The following is an 18041-nucleotide window of genomic DNA, read 5'->3' as shown; positions in this document are numbered from 1 at the left end:
ATGTCGTTGAGCTCCGCAAAGTCGAACCCGGTAACCCAGGGATTATAGGCGCTGTATCGACCACAATCGATTGCCTTGCAGTCGGTATAGCGGACGTTCTTGTGCACCTTGTAGTTGGTGCCCCATGAACTGTGGAGAAACCCGTAGGTTCCGGGGCTGTCTGCAACCACCCGGGTAAATTCGATGTCCTCGATGTTCTTGTTGCCGAGGCCGACGGAGCGCACATAGAAGAGCCCCTGGATGGTCCGGTCCGCAGTACCGGTGACGTCCCGGACAGCGTTGTGGCCTGCACGGATGTACACCACGCCGAAGTCGCGCGATGCGCTGTAGCCGGTGCCTGCGACATGGAAGTTCTCCAGCGTCACGTATTCGGCGTCGACCCGGAGAATTCCGTCGTTCGTGAACCGAATAAAGGTCGCGTCGTCGCCCTGGCCTTTGAGGGTCGTATGCGCCTTGGGCAGAATGCTTCCGGCGCAATTGAACGTCCCCTCCGTCAGCTGGATGGTTCCGCCGCCGGCGGGGAGGGCGTTGATAGCGTTCTGGATCTCCGCCTGATCGTTTGATCCGTCACAGACATAGTCGGCCTGAGCCTTCGCTGTGCTGGTGCTATCGCCCGCCGCCACGACAAGTGTGTTTGTACCGGACAATTCCTCTCCTGCTACGGCCGTTCCGAAGATCAGAAAGAAGCAGAACACGAGAAGGAGCGTTGACCGTCTTTCTACTACGAGTGTTTTCTTCATGCTATTCCCTCACAGGAGCGGATTAAGGTCTTTATATCGCATTATAAAAATATTTTTAAAACAATAATAATCGTCACACGGGCTTACCGGAGGATATACGAATTTTAAATCAATATGAAGCTGAGAAAAAGCCACATTGAGGATATCGTATCAGGGGATGGTTTTTATATCGGAAAGGGGGTTGATGCCCCTGAGCGCGGCAACAACTCCTGCCCACCCGGAAGATTCAGGCAGAGTTGACCTGCGCATGAGAGGTCCGGCAGAAAGAGATGGATCGAATTCGTTTGGAAATTAGAGAAAAAAGGAGAGGAGATAACGGAAGTGCTTCCTGATGCACCCAAAACGACCGAAGGATAGATGAACAGGATGTCACGACTTCACGATCTTTACTGCACCCTCGGGTACATCCTGTGTCAACGTTATGCCCGTCGAACCAACCGGTAGAATCTGCATATTCCGTACCAGTACATTGCTGGTCCCGTATCCGTCAATAACAAATGGTTGCGCCGCGTTTGAATTTATCTGCCCGGAATATACAACATTCCTGTTACCCATCGCGTATATCAGAGTGGAGACTCGATCCCCCGTTGCACGGATATCGATGCTAGAATCCACAAATAACGCTCCTCGCGGTGAACCCCCCACCACGGCGCCCTTGCCGTCGATCCCGGCTGGATCAGTCAACCGGAAGTTTTTGATCTGCACGTGATCCATCAGCGCAATGTGCAGACCGTATCCGAACGATTCGATGCTTTCACAGTTATCCATGACGATCGAGGGGTTAGCGTTCGTCAACAGCGACTGCACGATGAAGAACGACGTCGGTTTCACCTGCGAGTAGTCGGTCTTCCCCCGGCCCGTCTCGAGGTCCGTGCAATTGTACAGGTAAACGCCATCGGGGTAGCTGAAGAAGAACCCGTAGGCGCTGTTGCCTTCCGCGGTGCAGTTGTCGAACGTGTACTGGCCCCTCGGCGCCATGTAGCCGGCACCGAAGTAGTACTCGCCGCTTGTGTCGTAATATGCGGGGTAGGGTTTCTGGCCGTTGTTTCTGCTGATGCAGTCGGTGAGAACGATGTCGTTCTTGGCGGGGGCCCATTCAAAGTGGAACCCGGATTCCCAGCTGCCTTCGGCGACACACCGGGTCACCCGCAGGCTCTCGATGTCGTTGAGCTCCGCAAAGTCGAATCCTGTGACCCAGTTATTGAATCTGGAATATCGGCCGCAGTCGATTGCCCTGCAATCGGTATACTGGACGTATCTGTGTACCTTGTAGTCGGTATCTTGCGAACTATGAAGAAATCCAAACGTTCCGGGACCATCAGCCACACAACCGACGAACGCAATATACTCGATATCCTTGTTATAGCCTTCGATAGAATGCACGTAAAATACAGCCTGGATGGAGCCGTCGGCCGTGGCCGTGACGTCCCTGACCCACATGTGGCTCGCAGTGATGTATATCACACCCATATGCGCCCATTTCCCGGAATAGCCGGAGCCGGTTGCCCGGAAGCCTTCTAACGCAATAGAATCATTTTTCATCCAGATCAGGCCGTTATTTGTAAAAATGAGGTGGGTAGACTCATCACCCCGCCCTTTCAGGGTCGTGTATGACCTGGGCAGAATGCTTCCGGCACAGTTGAACGTTCCTTCCGTCAGCTGGACGGTCCCGCCTCTGGCAGGGAGGGCATCGATCGCAGCCTGAATCTCATGCTGATCATCGATACCGTCACAGATATAGTCTGCTCCGGATTTCGACGTCGCGCTGCTGTCGCTCGCTGCAACAATGATTGTGGGTTCTGTCACCGTCGGCATCACGGGAGTCGGTATCGTCGGCACCGGTGGGCCGGGTGGAGTCGGTTTCCACGGCTGAAAATGGAATACCAGCACAACGGCACACACGGCTACTATCACGACGACTATGGCAATAAGCGTGCGTCTGCCTCTCTTTCCCGGACATTGTATCGCTGACATAGTGTTCTCTCATTTATCGTTAGTTACTCAAAAGTCGCCGCCGAGCCGTACGGTCTCGTCCTCATCCTCCCCAATCCGAACCCCACCAGGGTACCGAAAAATGTCTGCAATTGCCAAATCACTGATGTCAATTATCATCCCAGATCTGTAACTGCGGAAAGCAACTCCCTGCCGAACGGGAAGAACCGGATATCCGTTCCGCCGACAACGTTCGGCATCTTCATCGTACCAACACCACCGCAGAGGCGTTCAATGCCGGAATTCCGACCCTCCCGCAAGGGACGGGTTGAAAAGCCCCGTACCACGCCGCCAACCGGGTTCATGCTCTTATGATGCACAGGTATCATTTAATGGTTTAGGGTGGACGGGCCTGTTCGTTCTCTATATGACTGAAAATGGGGAATGCCCATTTCTGTTCATGGCGAACATGGCCCGTCAGGTCGACCCGTGTTGGTGGATCGCTGCGTGTTTCACATGAAAATACGATGAATTCATCCTCCTCCATGCGGATCTGATTGTTTCAGGAAGATGTTAGCCTCGACAAGCACCTGGAGCATCTCATTTAATGTCAGAAACTTTGGTTGTTTTACTTTCGGGATACGGATCTCCTGTTTTCTGTTCCTTTCGTTCTCTTCGTATTCCTCGTCATTCACCACCAGATGCCAGAAGATCGTGACGATCTTGCGTGCCACAGCGACAATCGTCTTGCTGAACCCGATCACTCCTACTTTCCGGGTGAAGAATGCATGGAACCGTGACGATCGGGTTCGGACTGCTGCCTGAGCGATCTCGACCAGGATCCACCGGGCGGTTCGGGAACCCTCATCGCATCCCGCAACAGACGTTGCAGAATGAAGATCTCCGCCTGTGCCCCGACCTGCACGGGGGGGATGCAGAGGAGCCGGCTATGAAGATCCTGGTCATCATGGGAAGCCCCCGGAAAGGCAACACCTACCGGGCGGCGAAGAGGATTGAGGACGCCATGCGCTCCCTCGGCGACGTCGGGTTCGAGTACCTCATGCTCGGGGACGTTGCCCTTGCACCCTGCCGGGGATGCATGGCATGTCTCGAGTGGGGCGAAGAACACTGCCCCATCCGGGACGATGCCCCTGCCGTCGGGCGGAAGCTGCACGATGCCGACGGGGTGATCTTCGCGTCGCCGGTCTACGGTCTCGCCGTCACCGGCCAGATGAAGACCTTCATCGACCAGTTCTCCTACGTCTTCGCCCCCGGTTCTTCGGTAAAAAAGCCCTCCTCCTCGCCACCACCGGTGCGGTGGGCGAGAAGGACGTTCTTCGCTACCTCGACACCGTCGCCGGCATATGGGGATTTGATGTCGTCTCCCGCGTCGGTATTATCACGAACCCCGCCACCACGCCGGAGCGGCAGGTCCGCGAGAACGACCAGAGACTCGACGATGCAGCTCAGTCGTTCTTCCAGGCGCTGGTTGAGGGGAGAGCACGGCGGCCGGGGCTCCGGAGCGTCATCTTCTTCCACGCCCAGCGGGCGTCGTTTGACGAGTTCGCCGACTCTGCTCCGGCCGACCACGCCTACTGGAAAGAATCGGGCTGGCTCGACCCTGGTGTGCGCTACTACACGAGCGTGCCGGTCAACCCGCTCTACGACGCCGTGAGGAGAGCCGTCGAGTGGTACGTCAGGCGAAAGATCCGAAGAGATCTTGCCGGGGCACGGCGACCGCCGGTGTGAACCCGGCTGTCCTGCAGCGATTGCGGCAAAAATCCATCGACTATATCGGTCTTGAGGAGAATATACGCCGCCACAGGCCTCCCCGCTCCCCGGGAGGGTGCTGTCCGAAGACGGCCCTTCCCGGACTCCCGGCACCCGCGGGGGGACACGAAAAATTCCCATTTTTATTATATAATTCTTAGAATAAATCACCGTAAAGGATATATATTTATACGGCTATTCAGCCATTCACCGGCTACCCTATGACCGGGCTTTAAATCGGATTCTGCACTCCGCCTGCCGGGTGCTCCGGTGAGCACCTGCTTTAGCGAGCCCTTTGTGTATACCGGGAGGTATGCACCGCGGTCTCGCAGGTGAAAGGCGAATCATTCAAGGGGGGAAAAGAATGAAGAAACAGGCACACCTGAGATTATTGTGCGTAGTCGTCGCTGTCGGGCTGCTGATATCGCCGGTCATGGCGATAGAAACTGCGCCGGGGGAGAAGATCTATCATCCCTTCGGCAAAGCGCAGGAGCACCCGGATATCGATGGCAACATGATCGTCTGGGAAGACGACCGAAACGACGAGCAGGAGAGAGGAGTCAAGGACATATTCCTCGCGAGCGTATCCGATTTCCGGAACGCGCCGTACACACTCCCTGTAGGGACAAGGATCACGAATGACCCCGCCTCGCAGGAGAAACCATCCATATCAGGAGACTCCATCGTCTGGCAGGATAACCGGAATGGCAACTGGGATATCTACCTCTACCAGCGCTCGAAAGATAATGAAACACGGCTCACCACCGACACGGGCAACCAGTGGCTGCCCATCGTCCGTGGGAACTACATCGCCTGGTACGATGACAGCAGCGGCAGGACCAACATCGCCCTCTACGACATCGCTGCCAAGAAGGTAAAGGACATCATCGACTGCAACGCAAGGACAACGATTCCAGGCGGCAAAACCGAGTTCAAGCCCGCACTCTCGGAGAAGTATGTCGCCTGGGTAGAGAGCGGGGAAGAAAGGATCAGGTACTACGAGATCGGGACCGGCAAGATAGGCCATGCCTCCACGGGAACGAGTGACCAGTCCTGGCCCTCGCTCTACGGGAGCCAGATCGCCTGGGAAGAGTACCAAGACGGTAATTCCGACATCTATATGACCGATCTCGACGACCTGTCCGCCGGAGAGATCCGGATCACCACCGACTCCTCCGACCAGGTCTCAGCGGCGATCAGCGGGAGCCTCATCGGCTGGGAGGACAAGCGGGTTCCGGCGCGGAGCATCTACATGTACGACCTCTCCCCCCCCGGGGAGGAGCTGTCCGTAGTTGAAGCCGAAGACATCTACGACGAACACCTCTACCCCGCTGTCAGCGGAAACACGATCGTCTGGCAGAGGGGCCGGGAAGCTGATTCGAACCTCTACATCTTCGTCTACGAGCCTGAAGCACCGGTCGTACCGGTCGCAACGAGCATCGAAGTCACGCCTTCAAAAGCCGCGCTCGCGGTCGGCGAGACACAGCAGTTCACAGCAACCGCCCTCGATCAGTTCGGCAGCAAGATGACCGGCGTTTCGGTCACCTGGACGAGCGGCGATGAGGCTATCGGGACCATCGGCGCCGACGGTGTCTTCACCGCGAAGGCCGCGGGCACGACGACCATCACCGCAACGGCGGGCAGCATCACCGGGAGCGCGACCGTCACGGTCACCGCCGAAGCCCCGGTTCTCGCGGAGATCGCGATCACACCGGCCGCGGCCACCATCAGGGTCGGCGAGACCCGCGGGTTTGCCACCGTCTGCTCGGATGCGTCCGGCAACACCATGCCCGGTGTCCCGGTAGCCTGGTCGTGCAACGATGAGACCGTTGGCACGATCGGCGCGGACGGCGTCTTCACTGCGCTTGCCGCAGGTTCGGCGACCATCACCGCGTCTGCGGACGGCGTATCCGGGACAGCGGCCGTAACGGTCACCGATGAAGACCTGGTCCCGCAGAGCATCGCGATCACGCCGACCGCGGCCACCCTCGCGGTCAACGACAAAGGGCAGTTCACAGCAACCGCCCTCGACCAGTTCGGCAACGAACTGCCGGAAGTCGCGGTCACCTGGACGAGCAGCAACACGACTGTCGGGACCATCGATGAGAGCGGCATCTTCACTGCGCTTGCCGCAGGTTCGGCGACCGTCACCGCAACCGCAGGCGGGATCTCCGGAACAGCGACCGTAACCGTCAGCGCCGACGCCCCGGTCCTCGCGGAGATCGAGATCGCACCGGCTACGGCGACGCTCACGGTCGGCGAGACTCGCGGGTTTGCCACCGTCTGCTCTGACGGGTCCGGCAACACCATGCCCGGAGTTCCGGTCGTATGGTCATGCAGCAATGAGACCGTCGGCACGGTCGGTGCGGACGGCGTCTTCACCGCGCTTGCCGCGGGCTCGGCGACCGTCACCGCAACCGCAGGCGAGATCGCCGGGACGGCAACCGTAACCGTCAGCGCTGACGCCGAAGACCCGGTCGACCCGGTGCTCGGGAGCCTGAAGGTCACGCCGCCCCGGACCACCCTCGCAGTCGGCGACGACCAGAAGTTCATCGTGACCGCCTATGACCGGGACGGCAACGTCGTGCCCGCCGGTGATATCGTCTGGACGAGCAGCAACGAGACCATCGGGACCATCAGTGCGGACGGCATCTTCACCGCTCTCGCCGCGGGCACGACGACCCTCACCGCAACGGCAGGCGAGGTCTCCGGAACGGCGGCCGTCACCGTCATCGCCGCGGACCCGGCGCTCGCTAAACTTGCAGTCTCCCCGTCAGCGGCCATCCTTGACGCGGGCGAGACCCGGCAGTTCGACGTCGTCGCGTTCGACCGGTTCGGCAACGTCGTTGCCGACGTTGCGGTCACCTGGACGAGCAGCGACCCGGGTGTCGGCACCATCGATACGTGCGGCCTCTTTACCGCAATCTGTGCAGGCACGACGACCCTCACCGCGACGGGCGACGGCGCCGCCGGAACCGCGACCGTCACCGTAACCTCCGATGACCCGGTCCTCTCCCGGATCGCCGTTACGCCTCCGGCAATCACCTTCAATGTCGGCGACGCGGAGACGTTCTCGGCAACCGCTTATGATCAGGACGGCTGCGTCATGCCGGGCATCGATATCGCCTGGGTAAGCAGCGATGAGACCGTCGGCACGATCGGGACGGACGGACGCTTCGCCGCCCTTACTGCGGGCACGACGACCCTCACCGCATCGGCATGCGGCGTCACCGGGACGGCGACCGTAACGGTCACCGAGGCTTCTCCGGGAGTCGTTGTCTCCCCGCCGGCGGTCACCCTGGACGTCGGGGACTCCCGGCAGTTCACCGCGACCGTGCCTGACCTGGCGACCGCGTTTGGCCTGGAAGGCAACAGTTCGCCCGGCGCTACGGTAACCTGGTCGTGCGATGACGAAACCGTCGGCACGATCGACGAAGACGGGCTTTTCACCGCAGTCTGCGGAGGCACGGCAACCGTCACTGCGTCGGTCGACGGGATCGACGAGACCGGGACCGCGGTCGTGACGGTCCGGTCGGCATCCCGGGCTCCAGCGCGGATCGCGGTCAGCCCGTCTGACTTCACTATCGCTGCCGGGAGCACGCTCTCGCTCACCGTGACCGCGTTCGACCAGTACGGCTACGCTATGCCGGACGTCGAGGCGACCTGGGAGAGCAGTGATGAGACCGTCGGCACCATCGATGCGTGCGGGCTCTTTACCGCCCTCGAGGACGGCGAGGTGACGCTCACCGCATCGGCGGGCGGGATATCGGGTTCCGCCTGTGTGACCGTCGACCCCTCGCTCCCGGTCCCAACCCGCGTCGAGGTCGACCCCGCGACGGCAACGCTCGCGGCCGGGGAGACCGGGGAGTTCGTCGCTACGGTCTTTGACCAGTGCGACAACGAGATGGACTGGGTCAGGGTTGCCTGGTCGTCCTCCGACCCGGGTGTCGGCTCCATCGACAGGGCCGGCCTCTTCGCGGCATACGCGGGGGGATCGGCGGACGTGAAGGCCCGGGCCGGCAGCGCGGTGGGAACGGCAGCGGTCACCGTCACCGGCGCACCCACACCGAATCCGGGTGATCCCGGGGACAGCGGCGGGTCGACCGGTTCCGGCTGGAGCGACAGCGGCGGCGACAGCGGCCCGACCTTCGATGCAGGGATGCGTGAGAACCTGATGCGCGGCGAGACGTTCACGTTCTCGGGCACCACCTCATCGGTCGGCAGCGTTGCCATCACGGCAGCGAACACCATCCCGAAGCTGATGGTGACCGTGAAGGAGGCAACCCCGTCCGCTGCGACGACGCCCCCCACCGGCGACATCTACGAGTACGTCGAGATCACCCTCTTCTGGGTGAACCCGCACGACATCGAGAGAGCGGTGATCGTCTTCACCATCCCTGCCGACTGGCTCGAAGACCACGGCATGGCCCCGGAGGACGTCAGGCTGATGCGCTGTGTCGGCGGCGTCTGGCAGTCCCTGGAGACCGAGGTCGTCGGTGAGGAGAGCGGGTTGTACCGCTTCCGGGCAACCACCCCCGGATTCTCCACGTTTGCCATCGCCGCGGCGCCGGAGAACGCGACCGTAGTGGTGGAGACGAACGCCACGACGGAAGGCGAGACGAATGTCACGACGAACGTGACCTCAGGGGTGACGACGGAGGCGACCACCGCGCAGGCGACGACGACGCCTGCGGCACCGCTCGTCTACGCGCCCCTCCTTGCCCCGCTGGCCTTCCTCCTCTGGCTGAGGAAGAAGAACTAACCCTTTTTTTGGGACGGACGAACGGGCATGGCGGGTTCCTCACCCACGAGGAGCGACTCCCAGTAGTCGCGGTTGTTGACGCACCCGGGGTCCGGCGCATGGATATCCCCGAAGTATGCCCACCCGCGGGCCCTGCACCCGCCGCAGACATACTTGTTCTCGCAGCCGGCGCATGCCCCCGAGAGCAGGCTCCGGTCCCGCAGCCTCTGCAGCACCTCCGAGGAGTGCCAGATCTCAAGAAACGGCGTATCCCGCACGTTTCCGACGGCGATCGGCAGAAAGACGCAGGGCTGGACGTCCCCTTCGGGCTCGATGCTGCAGTAGAGTCTCCCCGCACCGCACCCGCCGATGAACTCGGCCAGGAGCCCGGTCTTCCCCTCGATCGCTCCCCCGGCGTAGAAGTGCCCGACAGGAACCTCCCGCTCATCGGCAAGCGCCACGGAGGCGACCTGGGGAGCGGTGGTGAGCGCCTCCGGGCCTGCCCCTTCCCGGGTCCGTGCCATCAGGTAGCGCATCAGGTCTCTGCGCTCTTCGGGAGAGATATCCTGACCCACCATCTCCACGCCTCTCCCCGTCGGTATGAAGTTGAAGCACATGAGTCGGTTCGCCCCGAGGTCTGATGCAACGGCGTAGATGTCCGGGATCTCGGCGTAGTTCGCCCGGGTGACCGTGGTCGCCACGCAGGTATAGAACCCCGCTGCGACACAGTTCCGGATGCCTGCTATGGTCCGGTCGAATGGCCCGGGATGCCCCGGACGGCGTCGTGGCTCGCCGCATCCCTGCCGTCGATGGATATCTCCACGTACTCGATGCCGGCAGCCCGGATCCTTCCCGCCATCTCCGGGGTGATGAGGGTGCCGTTCGTGGCGAGCGCCGCGTAGATACCGTTTTTTTGGGCGTGAACGGCCACCTCGAAGAAGTCCCTCCGCATCAGGGGCTCTCCTCCCGAGAAGGCGATGATCACCACACCGGCATCCGCGAGTTCCTCCACGAGGCGTTTTGCCTCTTCGGTATCGAGTTCGTGGGGGAGCGCTTTGTGGGCGTCCTGGTAGCAGTGGGCGCACCTGAGATTGCAGCGGTGGGTGAAATCCCAGACCACCATGAACGGAGCGTTCACGATCTGGGGCATGGTGACGCCGTAGCGGGCGATTCCCTCGAGCACGTTCTCTAATCCCCGCAGAAAGACCGTCTCCCGGAGCCCGCTTCTGATAGCATCCTCGCTCACCCCGAAGAGGGTGCTGCTCCGGTGGAGAGTATGCCCCACCATGCGGCCCGCCAGCCTGCACTTCCAGCACGTATCGCAGGTCGGGTCCAGGTAGTAGCTGATTGCGTTCTCGAGGCGGTTCCCGCAGTCGTCGTCCCGGGTAACAAACCGGAGGAGGGCACGGGCAACAGGATTCCCGAGCCACCGCCGGACTGCAGGAAGCGCGTGAATACGATCGTCTGCCATTACCCGATCACCTCCTCCATACCCCGGACTCTGTCGTCACCCCGGGTGGTCCCGACCATCGGAAACAGGTGAGGGGGCTTAAAGGTTACCACACCCGGGCACGTATTCATGCCTGCCCGCACGATGCGCAACGAGGACCTGCAGTCTTCTCACGCCCCGGTCCTAGCGAACCGCCGCACGAAACAGCCCGGGCGAGGCCATGAGCACGGACCCGAGGAGGAGAGCGGCGAGGACCGGAGAGAGAGCGAATGCCCCGGGGGCGGCGACGAGCGCCGCGTAGAGGTACCAGAATGGAAGGAGCCCCTGTGTGTACGGGGCGGGCGCGATAAGCCCGGAGAGCGCGGTTGCGGCCATGACCGTAACAATCGCGTAGAGATGCCCCTCGCCGGACGAGCCCGGGACGACCGCCACCAGGACGCCGAGGGCGTTCGCCGCAACCACGGCGGAAGCGAACGATACAGCCACATAAATAACCCCTGCCGGGGACGGCGGGTGGACGAGCAGGAAGACGGAGAGGGGGATGGCGACCTGCGCCAAATCAAGGAGGGCGTTTGCGAGTATGTATCCGGCGGTCAGCCGGCGGGGGGAGGCGGGCAGCATGGCCATCCGGTCCAGCATACCGCTCTCGCGGATGCGGACGAGCCCGATCGACGACCCGAAGACCCCGGAGAAGATAACGGCGACCGTGATACCGGCGGCCTGCAGGGATACGGGCACGCCGGCGAGTATGAGGGGGAGCAGGAGCGCCGCCGGCAGGACAAACTTCAGGAAGAGCCCCCGGCGGTCCCGGAGGTCCTCAAGGAGTTCCTTCCGGAAGAACGAGTCAGGACGCACCCGGTTCTTCCTCCGTATACGCAAGAAATACGTCCGGAAGCCCCGGAACCCGCAGGTCGGCGCCCACGACCACCCCGCCCTGCGCCGCCACCGCGTGGACGACCCGGGCGAGGAGGGACGAGGTGCCGGACTCATCCGGCGCGGCTACGACCGTCACGTGAAACCCGTCCTCCCGCTCGTCCGCGCCCACGCCCTCGACGCCGGGGACCTGCCCGATCGGCCGGGGATCGACCGGTGCCTTCAACCGGAGGTCGATCGTCACCTTCGCAGCGAGCGACCGGACAAGCGCGGACGGCTCCCCCGAGACGAGCAACCGGCCCCGGTCGAAGAGAGCGACGCGGTGGGCGAGACCTGCCGCCTCGTTCACGTCGTTCGTGGAGAAGATAACCGCAGCTCCCCGCCGGGCCGCTTCGCAGAGGAGCCCGGCAAGGGTGACCCGCGCCCGGTAGTCCAGGCCGATCGACGGTTCGTCCAGCAGGATGAGGGAGGGCTCGTGCGCCAGGGCCTCGATCAGACCGAGTTTCCGCCGCATCCCGTAGGAGTACCCGGAGACCGGGTCGCCCCACCGCTCCTGGAGATCGAAGAGGGCGAAGAGGGATTCGAGCCGCTCACGCGCCGCATGCGGGTCCATGCCGTAGGAGCGGGCGAAGAACCAGGCGTTCTCGTAGCCGGTGAGCGTCTCCCAGTGGGCGGTATGGTCAAAGAGCATCCCGGTGCGGAGCATCATCGCCCGCCCGTCCGCCGGGAGCGTGATGGACCCTTCGTCGGGAGGGATGAGGCGGGCGACAACCTTCAACAGGGTGGACTTCCCCGACCCGTTGGGCCCGAGGAGGCCGAGGATCTCCCCTTCCCCCACGTCGAGCGTAACCCCGTCGAGTGCCCGGATGGAGCCAAAGCGTTTCTTCACGTCCCGTACGACAACAACCATCCCTCTCCCTCACCGGAACTCGAAGCGGGTGGACCGGGTGACTCGCACCGCCCCTTCGGGGACGGTCTCGGCGACCTCGTAGACGAGGACCCGGTCGCCCGGGCGGACGGTCTGCCCCACGATCTTCCCCCGCAGGATATGCCGGTGAAAGTCCGGGGCAAACCTCCTCGCCCGGGTGAAGACGATCACCCGGGCATCAGGGACCTGCACCCTGACCGCCTCCCATACCGGACCGCCGGGCCACGTCCCGGACGGCGTCCTCCGTGACCCGGGAGAGGCCCCCCTCCCGGGCATGCTCTTCGACCGCCATCCGTGCCATCCTCCGCGCAAACGGCGGCATCCGCAAGAGGAGGCGCTCCGCCTCCGGCGTCCAGGGTATCACGTCGATAGGGAGATTCGGCACCGCGACCGGGGTCTCCGGCGGCGCGACGACGAGGACGTTCGTGGTGCTCATCCGGGCGAGGTTCAGGGTATTTGACCCGATCAGCGACTCCTCCTCCCGGTGCAACCCATAGCGCCCGAGGACAAGGAGCCCCACCCCCCTGACCGCGGCATAGTGGTGCACCTGCGGGCAGACCCTGCCGGCGACGACCGCCGTATGGACCCGGGCGCCCAGGGTTCGCGCGAGGGCCGCCCCGCGTTCCAGGTTCCGCCGGTAGATATGCTCAAGGCCCCGGTCGATGATCCCGTCGTGGAGGCGCTCCTGGGCCGCGAAGTTGAACCGGCGCTGCGCCTCCTCCGGCAGGACACCGGCGATGACCGGGAAGACGGCGGTATGGAAGAACGGGTCGTAGGCGGCCACCGCCTCGAGCGGCGCATCAAACGCGGCGGCGATGGTGGCCGCACGATGCAGGGCCGCGTAACTCGCGTCGCTCCCGTCCACGCCCACGACAACCGGCCGGTTCTTCAGGTCCCACGGCCGCCGCACCAGCAGGAGGTCCCTCGTGCCGGCATGCAGGAGCACCCGCCCGGCGAGGCTCCCGAGGGGCACCTCCGGCGTCTGCCCGTGCCCGGTCGCGCCGAGCACCGTAAGATCCGGCCGGTGCTCCCGGATGAGGCGGAGGACCTCGACGTATCCCCTTCCTTCGGCCGTGACCGGTTCGAACGGGACGCCCCGCGCGGCGGCCTTCGCCGCCAGCGGCGCGAGGTAAGCGTCCGATATGAGCGCCATACCCCCGGAAATCAGGTCGTCGTGCGTCGCCCGCAGGCCATCGAGCCGCTCCTCCTCCCGGTAGCGCTCCGGGAGGCCCGGCTCCATATCCTCAAAGCGCTGCCGGTGCATCCGGGCGGCATACACATGGCAGCCGGTGCACCTGCCCCTGCCGGTGGCCGCGGCAAAGGCCAGGGCCGTTTCCCCCGCCAGGTCGGAACAGGGAGATCCGTCCACACCGACAAAGACCTGCCGATACATCATGCACAAACAGGGGAGAAGAGCGGCACAAAAGGCATAAATGCTTCGGGTACGGTTGGCCGGGGTCGTAACGGAGGCGAGAAGATCAGGTCCCGGGCGGCAGCAGGACGGTGTCGATGCCCTGGATAACGCCGTTGTCGGCGAAAAGTTCGGGGATCGCGACCGTGGCGTTGTTCACCATGACGGCCGCGCTGGTAGCATTCACGGTAAGGTTCCCGCCCTGCAGGGTCCGGAGCGTCGATACGTTCCCGAGACCGGCGAGCGTGTAGGAGCCGTTCACGATATGGTAGAGCACGATATCCGTGCTGTTCGCGGAGCCGTTCAGGATCGGCTCGCGCAGATCGGGGTCCATCCGGTCAAACGCGGCATCGGTCGGGGCAAACACCGTATACGGTCCCTGTCCTTCAAGCGTGGCGGCAATCCATGTCGACTGAAGAAGACCTGTGAAGAGGGTGAAGTTCCCGAACGCGGGGCTCTCCTCGAGGGGGATGCTGGTCTCGGTCGATGCAAGGACCCCCATGATGTTCCCGGCGGAGTTGTTCCCGGAGGTATTCTGTGAGAGGAGAGAGGTGGGAAGGATTGCACCCGCTCCCATTCCTCCTCCCGCGGCCATTGTGCCGGTCTGGTTCTCTGTCATGTTCTGGGTCTGGTTCCCCGCTGCGGTCTGCGTGACTGTGGGCGTCGCCGTCGCCGGGGCCGGAGTGACAGCGGTGGGCGGCACGATCTTCCAGAGTTTACCGGTGCTGGTGGAGTTATCAGGTCCTCCCACGTCGTTTGTCAGCACGTACATGTCCTGGTTGGTGTCCTCGCCGAACCCGCGCAGGAACGCGCCCAGGGTCTCGTTATTCCGGGCGGTGATGTTCACCGTCTGGACATCCCACATGGCGTTCTCTTCCGGCGTCAGGCTCGCGGCGGTCTGCGGCAGGGCTCCCTCGGTCCACCCTGTCGGGGGTGTGGCGACAAGGATGGTGCCGTTCCCGACAGTCCGGCTGTCGCTCCAGTAGCCGAAGATGTACCTGCCCTGGAGCCCGGTGACGGCGGTCCCGCGGTAGACGTTGCCGCCGACGACGACAACACCAAGGTCATGGCCGCCCTCGAAGATGGGGCCGATCAGCGGCTCGCCCTGGAGTCCGGTGATGTTGCAGGACTTCCCGGGAGCCGTGGTGGCGTTCGGGTCGAAGCAGTGCGTGCCCTCGCGGATGTGCCAGCCGTAGTTCCCGCCATTGAGGACAACGTCCACCTCCTCAAAGAGATTCTGGCCAGCCTCGCCGATGAAGAGCGCGTTGTTGCCGCCGGAGTCAAAGGCCATGTAGGCAGGGTTCCGGAACCCGTAGGCGTAGACCTCGGGCAGGACTGTCTTGTAGGCGTAGGTGTCGAGGATCTCGGGCTGGGTCCCCACGAACGGGTTGTCGGGCGGTATGCCGTAGAGGCTGCCTGCAAACGTCGTCCACGTCGGCTCAGGCGGGTTTGCCGTCCGGTTGACGCTCGCATTTCCTGTCTGGTTCGTCGTTCCAGTCATGTTCTGCTGGGGCATGCCCCCGGCGGTGACGGTATCCACGTCGATCCTGAGGATCTTACCGTAGATCTTCGTGAGGTCCTGGGCGTTCCCGATACCGGGGGTATGCCCGTTCCCGACGTCGTTCGCCTTCCCGCCGTCACCGAGGGATATGTAGAGATAGCCGTCGGCGGGGCTGAAGGCAAGCTGGCCGCCGTTGTGGTTCTGGTAGGGCTTGTCGATGTACATCAGGACCTTCTCTGAGGAGATGTTCACCTTGTTCGGGTTCCCGGGGTCGACCTGGAACTCGGATATATGGTTAGTGCAGCTCCATCCCTCGGGAGCCTCGGACCTCAGGGGTGCGCTGTAGAACGCGTAGACCTTGCCGTTAGTCCTGTAATCAGGGTGGAACGCGATGGAGAGCAGGCCGCGCTCGTCGTAAGTTGGGCTGAGGTCTGCGAGGTTGCCCCGGAGGTCCAGGAACGGCTCGGGGAACACGGTCCCGTTCGGATCCACGATCTTCACGACACCGATCTGGTCCACGACGAAGAGCCTCCCCGTCCCGTCGTCGGGCGACGTAACCATCATGGGTGAGGTGAAGTTGCCCGCTACAAGCTCAAGGCCGATATCGGCCGTAAAACTCGGGATCGCCGTCAGGTTTGTCCGGGACACATTGTTCTCGAACGCCGCGGCAAGCATGGACCCGGCGTTCGTGAGGTCCGTTGCGTTGCCGGTGACGTTCTGCATACTTCCTGTCGTCTGGTTTGAACTCTCGTTGGTACCGCTGGTGTTGCTCAATCCCACCTGTGCGCCCGCACCCGCGACGAGTGCGAGGACGAGGAGGGACGCTATGACAAGGGTAACTTTTGTCATGCGGGTCCGGAAATGATACGAGAGTAGATAATGGTTATGCCGGATCCCCCAATTGTATCCCGGAAATTTAGGGGCGGGATTTGCGGAATTCTGCCCTTATGGCGGAGATTTGAGCCCCGCCGGTCAGACCGAGTCTTCGTCCGCCGGGTGGTATGCCGTCACCTTCGCGACGTACCAGAAGACCACCCACGAGAGCGCGAGCACGATCGCCCAGACCGCGGCGATCGCCGGCAGAGGGAGGGGGGTCGCGTAGGCCTGGCCGCCCGAAACGGGGATGATCTGGTAGAAGGCCCAGGGTGCGCGTGCCGACTCCCGCACGAGCCCCATGACGTTCACAATCGCCGTCCCGAGGATGCCGGCCGTGAAGGCGGCAAGGAGCGAACCCCGGGTGAGGTATCCCCCCACTGCCCTTCCTTCTCCTCGCTCGTCAGGACGATGGCGTCGAGCATGATGATGGCGGCACCGATCGCCGCCATCACAAAGAGGGCGACGTACTTCAGCGGCATCCCGCCAAGCGGATTGATCCAGGCCCCGGGGTCGTCGATGAAGAGCGTCCCGAGCCAGGCAGGCTGGACGAGGACGAACCCGGCGACGGCGGTCAGCACCAGGAACCCCTTGAAGATCGTCCGGATGGTGCGGTTCTCGGGCCGGGAGAGGAGCTGGTCCCGCCGGGTGAGGAAGTAGGTCCCGATGGTCAGAAAGAGGCCGGCAAGAAGCGTCACCATCATGAGCATCGCCCAGGCCCGGGGACCGTGCATGATCATCATGAAGGCGGAAGGCGCGTTCTTCTGGATGGCGGTCATGTACAGCTGCCCGAGGACCGGCTGCATGATCAGCCCCGCAAGCCCCCAGGCGATCCCGTAGGCCGCCACCCAGTCCCACTGCTTCTTGGCGGCGAACTCTTTCTGGTCGATGTAGTGGACGGTCGCAAGGGTCGTGATCAGGAACCCGAAGAATGCGATTGCGGCGGCGACCTGGTGGAAGGTGAGTTCCCAGAGGGTCGGGTTGAACCAGAGCGCCATCGCCTGGTCAAGCGTCATCGGGAGCAGCCCTGATTCGGTAAAGGAGAACGACGCGACACCCGGCGTCAGCATACCGGCGGCGAGGGTATCGATGGTGACGGTCTGGACAAAGACGCTGACCGCGTAGCCGAACCCGAGCGCGAGATGCACGCCGGGCCGGATCCGGTCCCAGGCGAACCAGAAGGTGAAGAGCAGGAGGATGATGACTCCATAGAGGATGAAGTAGGCAAAGAGCGGCCACCAGTAGAGGTGAAAGACGTTCATGGAGAGGTCCGGGAAGAGCGCGATAAAGGCCATCATCCCTCCCGCCGCAAACGTCGCCCCGGCCGAGAAGAGGATGACGTTGAAGAGCGCGACCGACTTTCCGAGACGGCTGTAGCGCTCTTTCCTGGAGAGGAGGTAGAGGATGACCAGCGAGAGGAGCACCCAGGCGCCCCCGAGGTGCAGGTTCGCAAAGAGGATGTGGGTGAGCATCACGAACGCGATGAAGATCGACCGGCCGGAGGCCCCGAGGTCGACCTCCTGGATCGGCATCTGCTCCTGGAACCGGGGTTCCGCCCCCGTAAGGTCGCCGGCCCGTATCGCTGTTGAGGATATGAGCCCGCCCTGCAGGGGTATGATGTAACCGTAGAGGACGATGATGAAGAGCGCAAGCGCGACCAGGATCCCGACGACCTTCCTGGTATCGCCGCGCGCATCGTACTCGCCGGGTGCCGGCGGTGTTCCCCCTGCCTGCGTTCTCGTCCCCCCCGGTCCGGGCATGGGGAGCCGGGCATATAAAAGGTGTGCCAGGCGACACCTGGAGCGAGGAATTGGGAGATCCC

At 62.9% G+C, this 18041-nt stretch carries 14 protein-coding genes and 3 pseudogenes; 4 read left to right on the top strand and 13 right to left on the bottom strand.

Annotated features, from left to right (window positions below; all coding sequences use genetic code 11):
- A pseudogene (locus tag BP846_RS11485) lies at nt 1-740 on the bottom strand (glycosyl hydrolase family 28-related protein); the annotation flags it as partial.
- A gap of 114 nt (nt 741-854) precedes the next feature.
- Here BP846_RS11485 and BP846_RS11480 point away from each other — a divergent pair.
- Complete coding sequence (locus BP846_RS11480; RefSeq protein WP_292395523.1) at nt 855-980, top strand: hypothetical protein; 126 nt, start codon at nt 855-857, stop codon at nt 978-980.
- A gap of 129 nt (nt 981-1109) precedes the next feature.
- On the opposite strand, the gene BP846_RS11475 is transcribed toward BP846_RS11480, so the two are convergent.
- The 3 genes and pseudogenes from BP846_RS11475 to BP846_RS13135 form a co-directional block, all read right to left on the bottom strand.
- Nucleotides 1110-2714: a hypothetical protein gene (locus BP846_RS11475; RefSeq protein WP_292395521.1), complete on the bottom strand. Its 1605-nt coding sequence runs from the start codon at nt 2712-2714 to the stop codon at nt 1110-1112.
- 134 nt (nt 2715-2848) lie between these two features.
- Nucleotides 2849-3037: a hypothetical protein gene (locus BP846_RS11470; protein ID WP_292395519.1), complete on the bottom strand. Its 189-nt coding sequence runs from the start codon at nt 3035-3037 to the stop codon at nt 2849-2851.
- Nucleotides 3038-3345: 308 nt separating this feature from the next.
- Nucleotides 3346-3535: pseudogene (locus BP846_RS13135) on the bottom strand (IS110 family transposase); the annotation flags it as partial.
- Between BP846_RS13135 and BP846_RS13080 the strand changes: the two are divergent.
- From BP846_RS13080 to BP846_RS11450, 3 genes and pseudogenes are all read left to right on the top strand, one after another.
- Nucleotides 3457-3882 (top strand): annotated as a pseudogene (locus BP846_RS13080) (flavodoxin family protein); the annotation flags it as partial. The pseudogenes BP846_RS13135 and BP846_RS13080 overlap by 79 nt on opposite strands.
- Nucleotides 3883-3989: 107 nt before the next feature.
- Nucleotides 3990-4421 (top strand): hypothetical protein, encoded by a 432-nt coding sequence (locus BP846_RS11455; RefSeq protein WP_292395527.1) that lies wholly within the window; start codon nt 3990-3992, stop codon nt 4419-4421.
- Nucleotides 4422-4806: 385 nt separating this feature from the next.
- Nucleotides 4807-9204, top strand: coding sequence for an Ig-like domain-containing protein (locus tag BP846_RS11450; protein WP_292395514.1), 4398 nt, complete (start codon nt 4807-4809; stop codon nt 9202-9204).
- Here BP846_RS11450 and BP846_RS11445 read toward each other — a convergent pair.
- The 9 genes from BP846_RS11445 to BP846_RS11405 form a co-directional block, all read right to left on the bottom strand.
- Nucleotides 9201-9884 (bottom strand): SPASM domain-containing protein, encoded by a 684-nt coding sequence (locus BP846_RS11445; protein WP_292395512.1) that lies wholly within the window; start codon nt 9882-9884, stop codon nt 9201-9203. The two genes, BP846_RS11450 and BP846_RS11445, sit on opposite strands and share 4 nt — an antisense overlap.
- 41 nt (nt 9885-9925) lie before the next feature.
- Nucleotides 9926-10654, bottom strand: coding sequence for a radical SAM protein (locus tag BP846_RS11440; protein ID WP_292395510.1), 729 nt, complete (start codon nt 10652-10654; stop codon nt 9926-9928).
- A gap of 162 nt (nt 10655-10816) precedes the next feature.
- Nucleotides 10817-11488: an ABC transporter permease gene (locus tag BP846_RS11435; RefSeq protein WP_292395508.1), complete on the bottom strand. Its 672-nt coding sequence runs from the start codon at nt 11486-11488 to the stop codon at nt 10817-10819.
- Entirely contained in the window at nt 11478-12416 is a 939-nt protein-coding gene (locus BP846_RS11430; protein ID WP_292395506.1) for an ABC transporter ATP-binding protein, read from the bottom strand. Before BP846_RS11430 ends, BP846_RS11435 begins: the two co-directional genes overlap by 11 nt.
- 9 nt (nt 12417-12425) lie before the next feature.
- Nucleotides 12426-12626 (bottom strand): hypothetical protein, encoded by a 201-nt coding sequence (locus tag BP846_RS11425; protein ID WP_292395504.1) that lies wholly within the window; start codon nt 12624-12626, stop codon nt 12426-12428.
- Nucleotides 12613-13830, bottom strand: coding sequence for a universal stress protein (locus tag BP846_RS11420; protein WP_292395502.1), 1218 nt, complete (start codon nt 13828-13830; stop codon nt 12613-12615). Before BP846_RS11420 ends, BP846_RS11425 begins: the two co-directional genes overlap by 14 nt.
- 82 nt (nt 13831-13912) lie before the next feature.
- Nucleotides 13913-16195, bottom strand: coding sequence for a fasciclin domain-containing protein (locus BP846_RS11415; protein ID WP_292395500.1), 2283 nt, complete (start codon nt 16193-16195; stop codon nt 13913-13915).
- 123 nt (nt 16196-16318) lie between these two features.
- Complete coding sequence (locus BP846_RS11410; RefSeq protein WP_292395498.1) at nt 16319-16600, bottom strand: hypothetical protein; 282 nt, start codon at nt 16598-16600, stop codon at nt 16319-16321.
- Entirely contained in the window at nt 16528-17979 is a 1452-nt protein-coding gene (locus BP846_RS11405) for a cytochrome ubiquinol oxidase subunit I (RefSeq protein WP_292395496.1), read from the bottom strand. The genes BP846_RS11410 and BP846_RS11405 overlap by 73 nt, the downstream gene beginning before the upstream one ends.
- Nucleotides 17980-18041 lie beyond the last annotated feature (62 nt).

This window comes from Methanoculleus sp. UBA303, assembly GCA_002501655.1.
In the GTDB taxonomy this organism is placed as follows: Archaea; Halobacteriota; Methanomicrobia; order Methanomicrobiales; family Methanoculleaceae; genus Methanoculleus.
The sequence above is the reverse complement of the archived record's forward strand: the minus strand, read 5'-3'. Positions and strand labels throughout refer to the sequence as shown.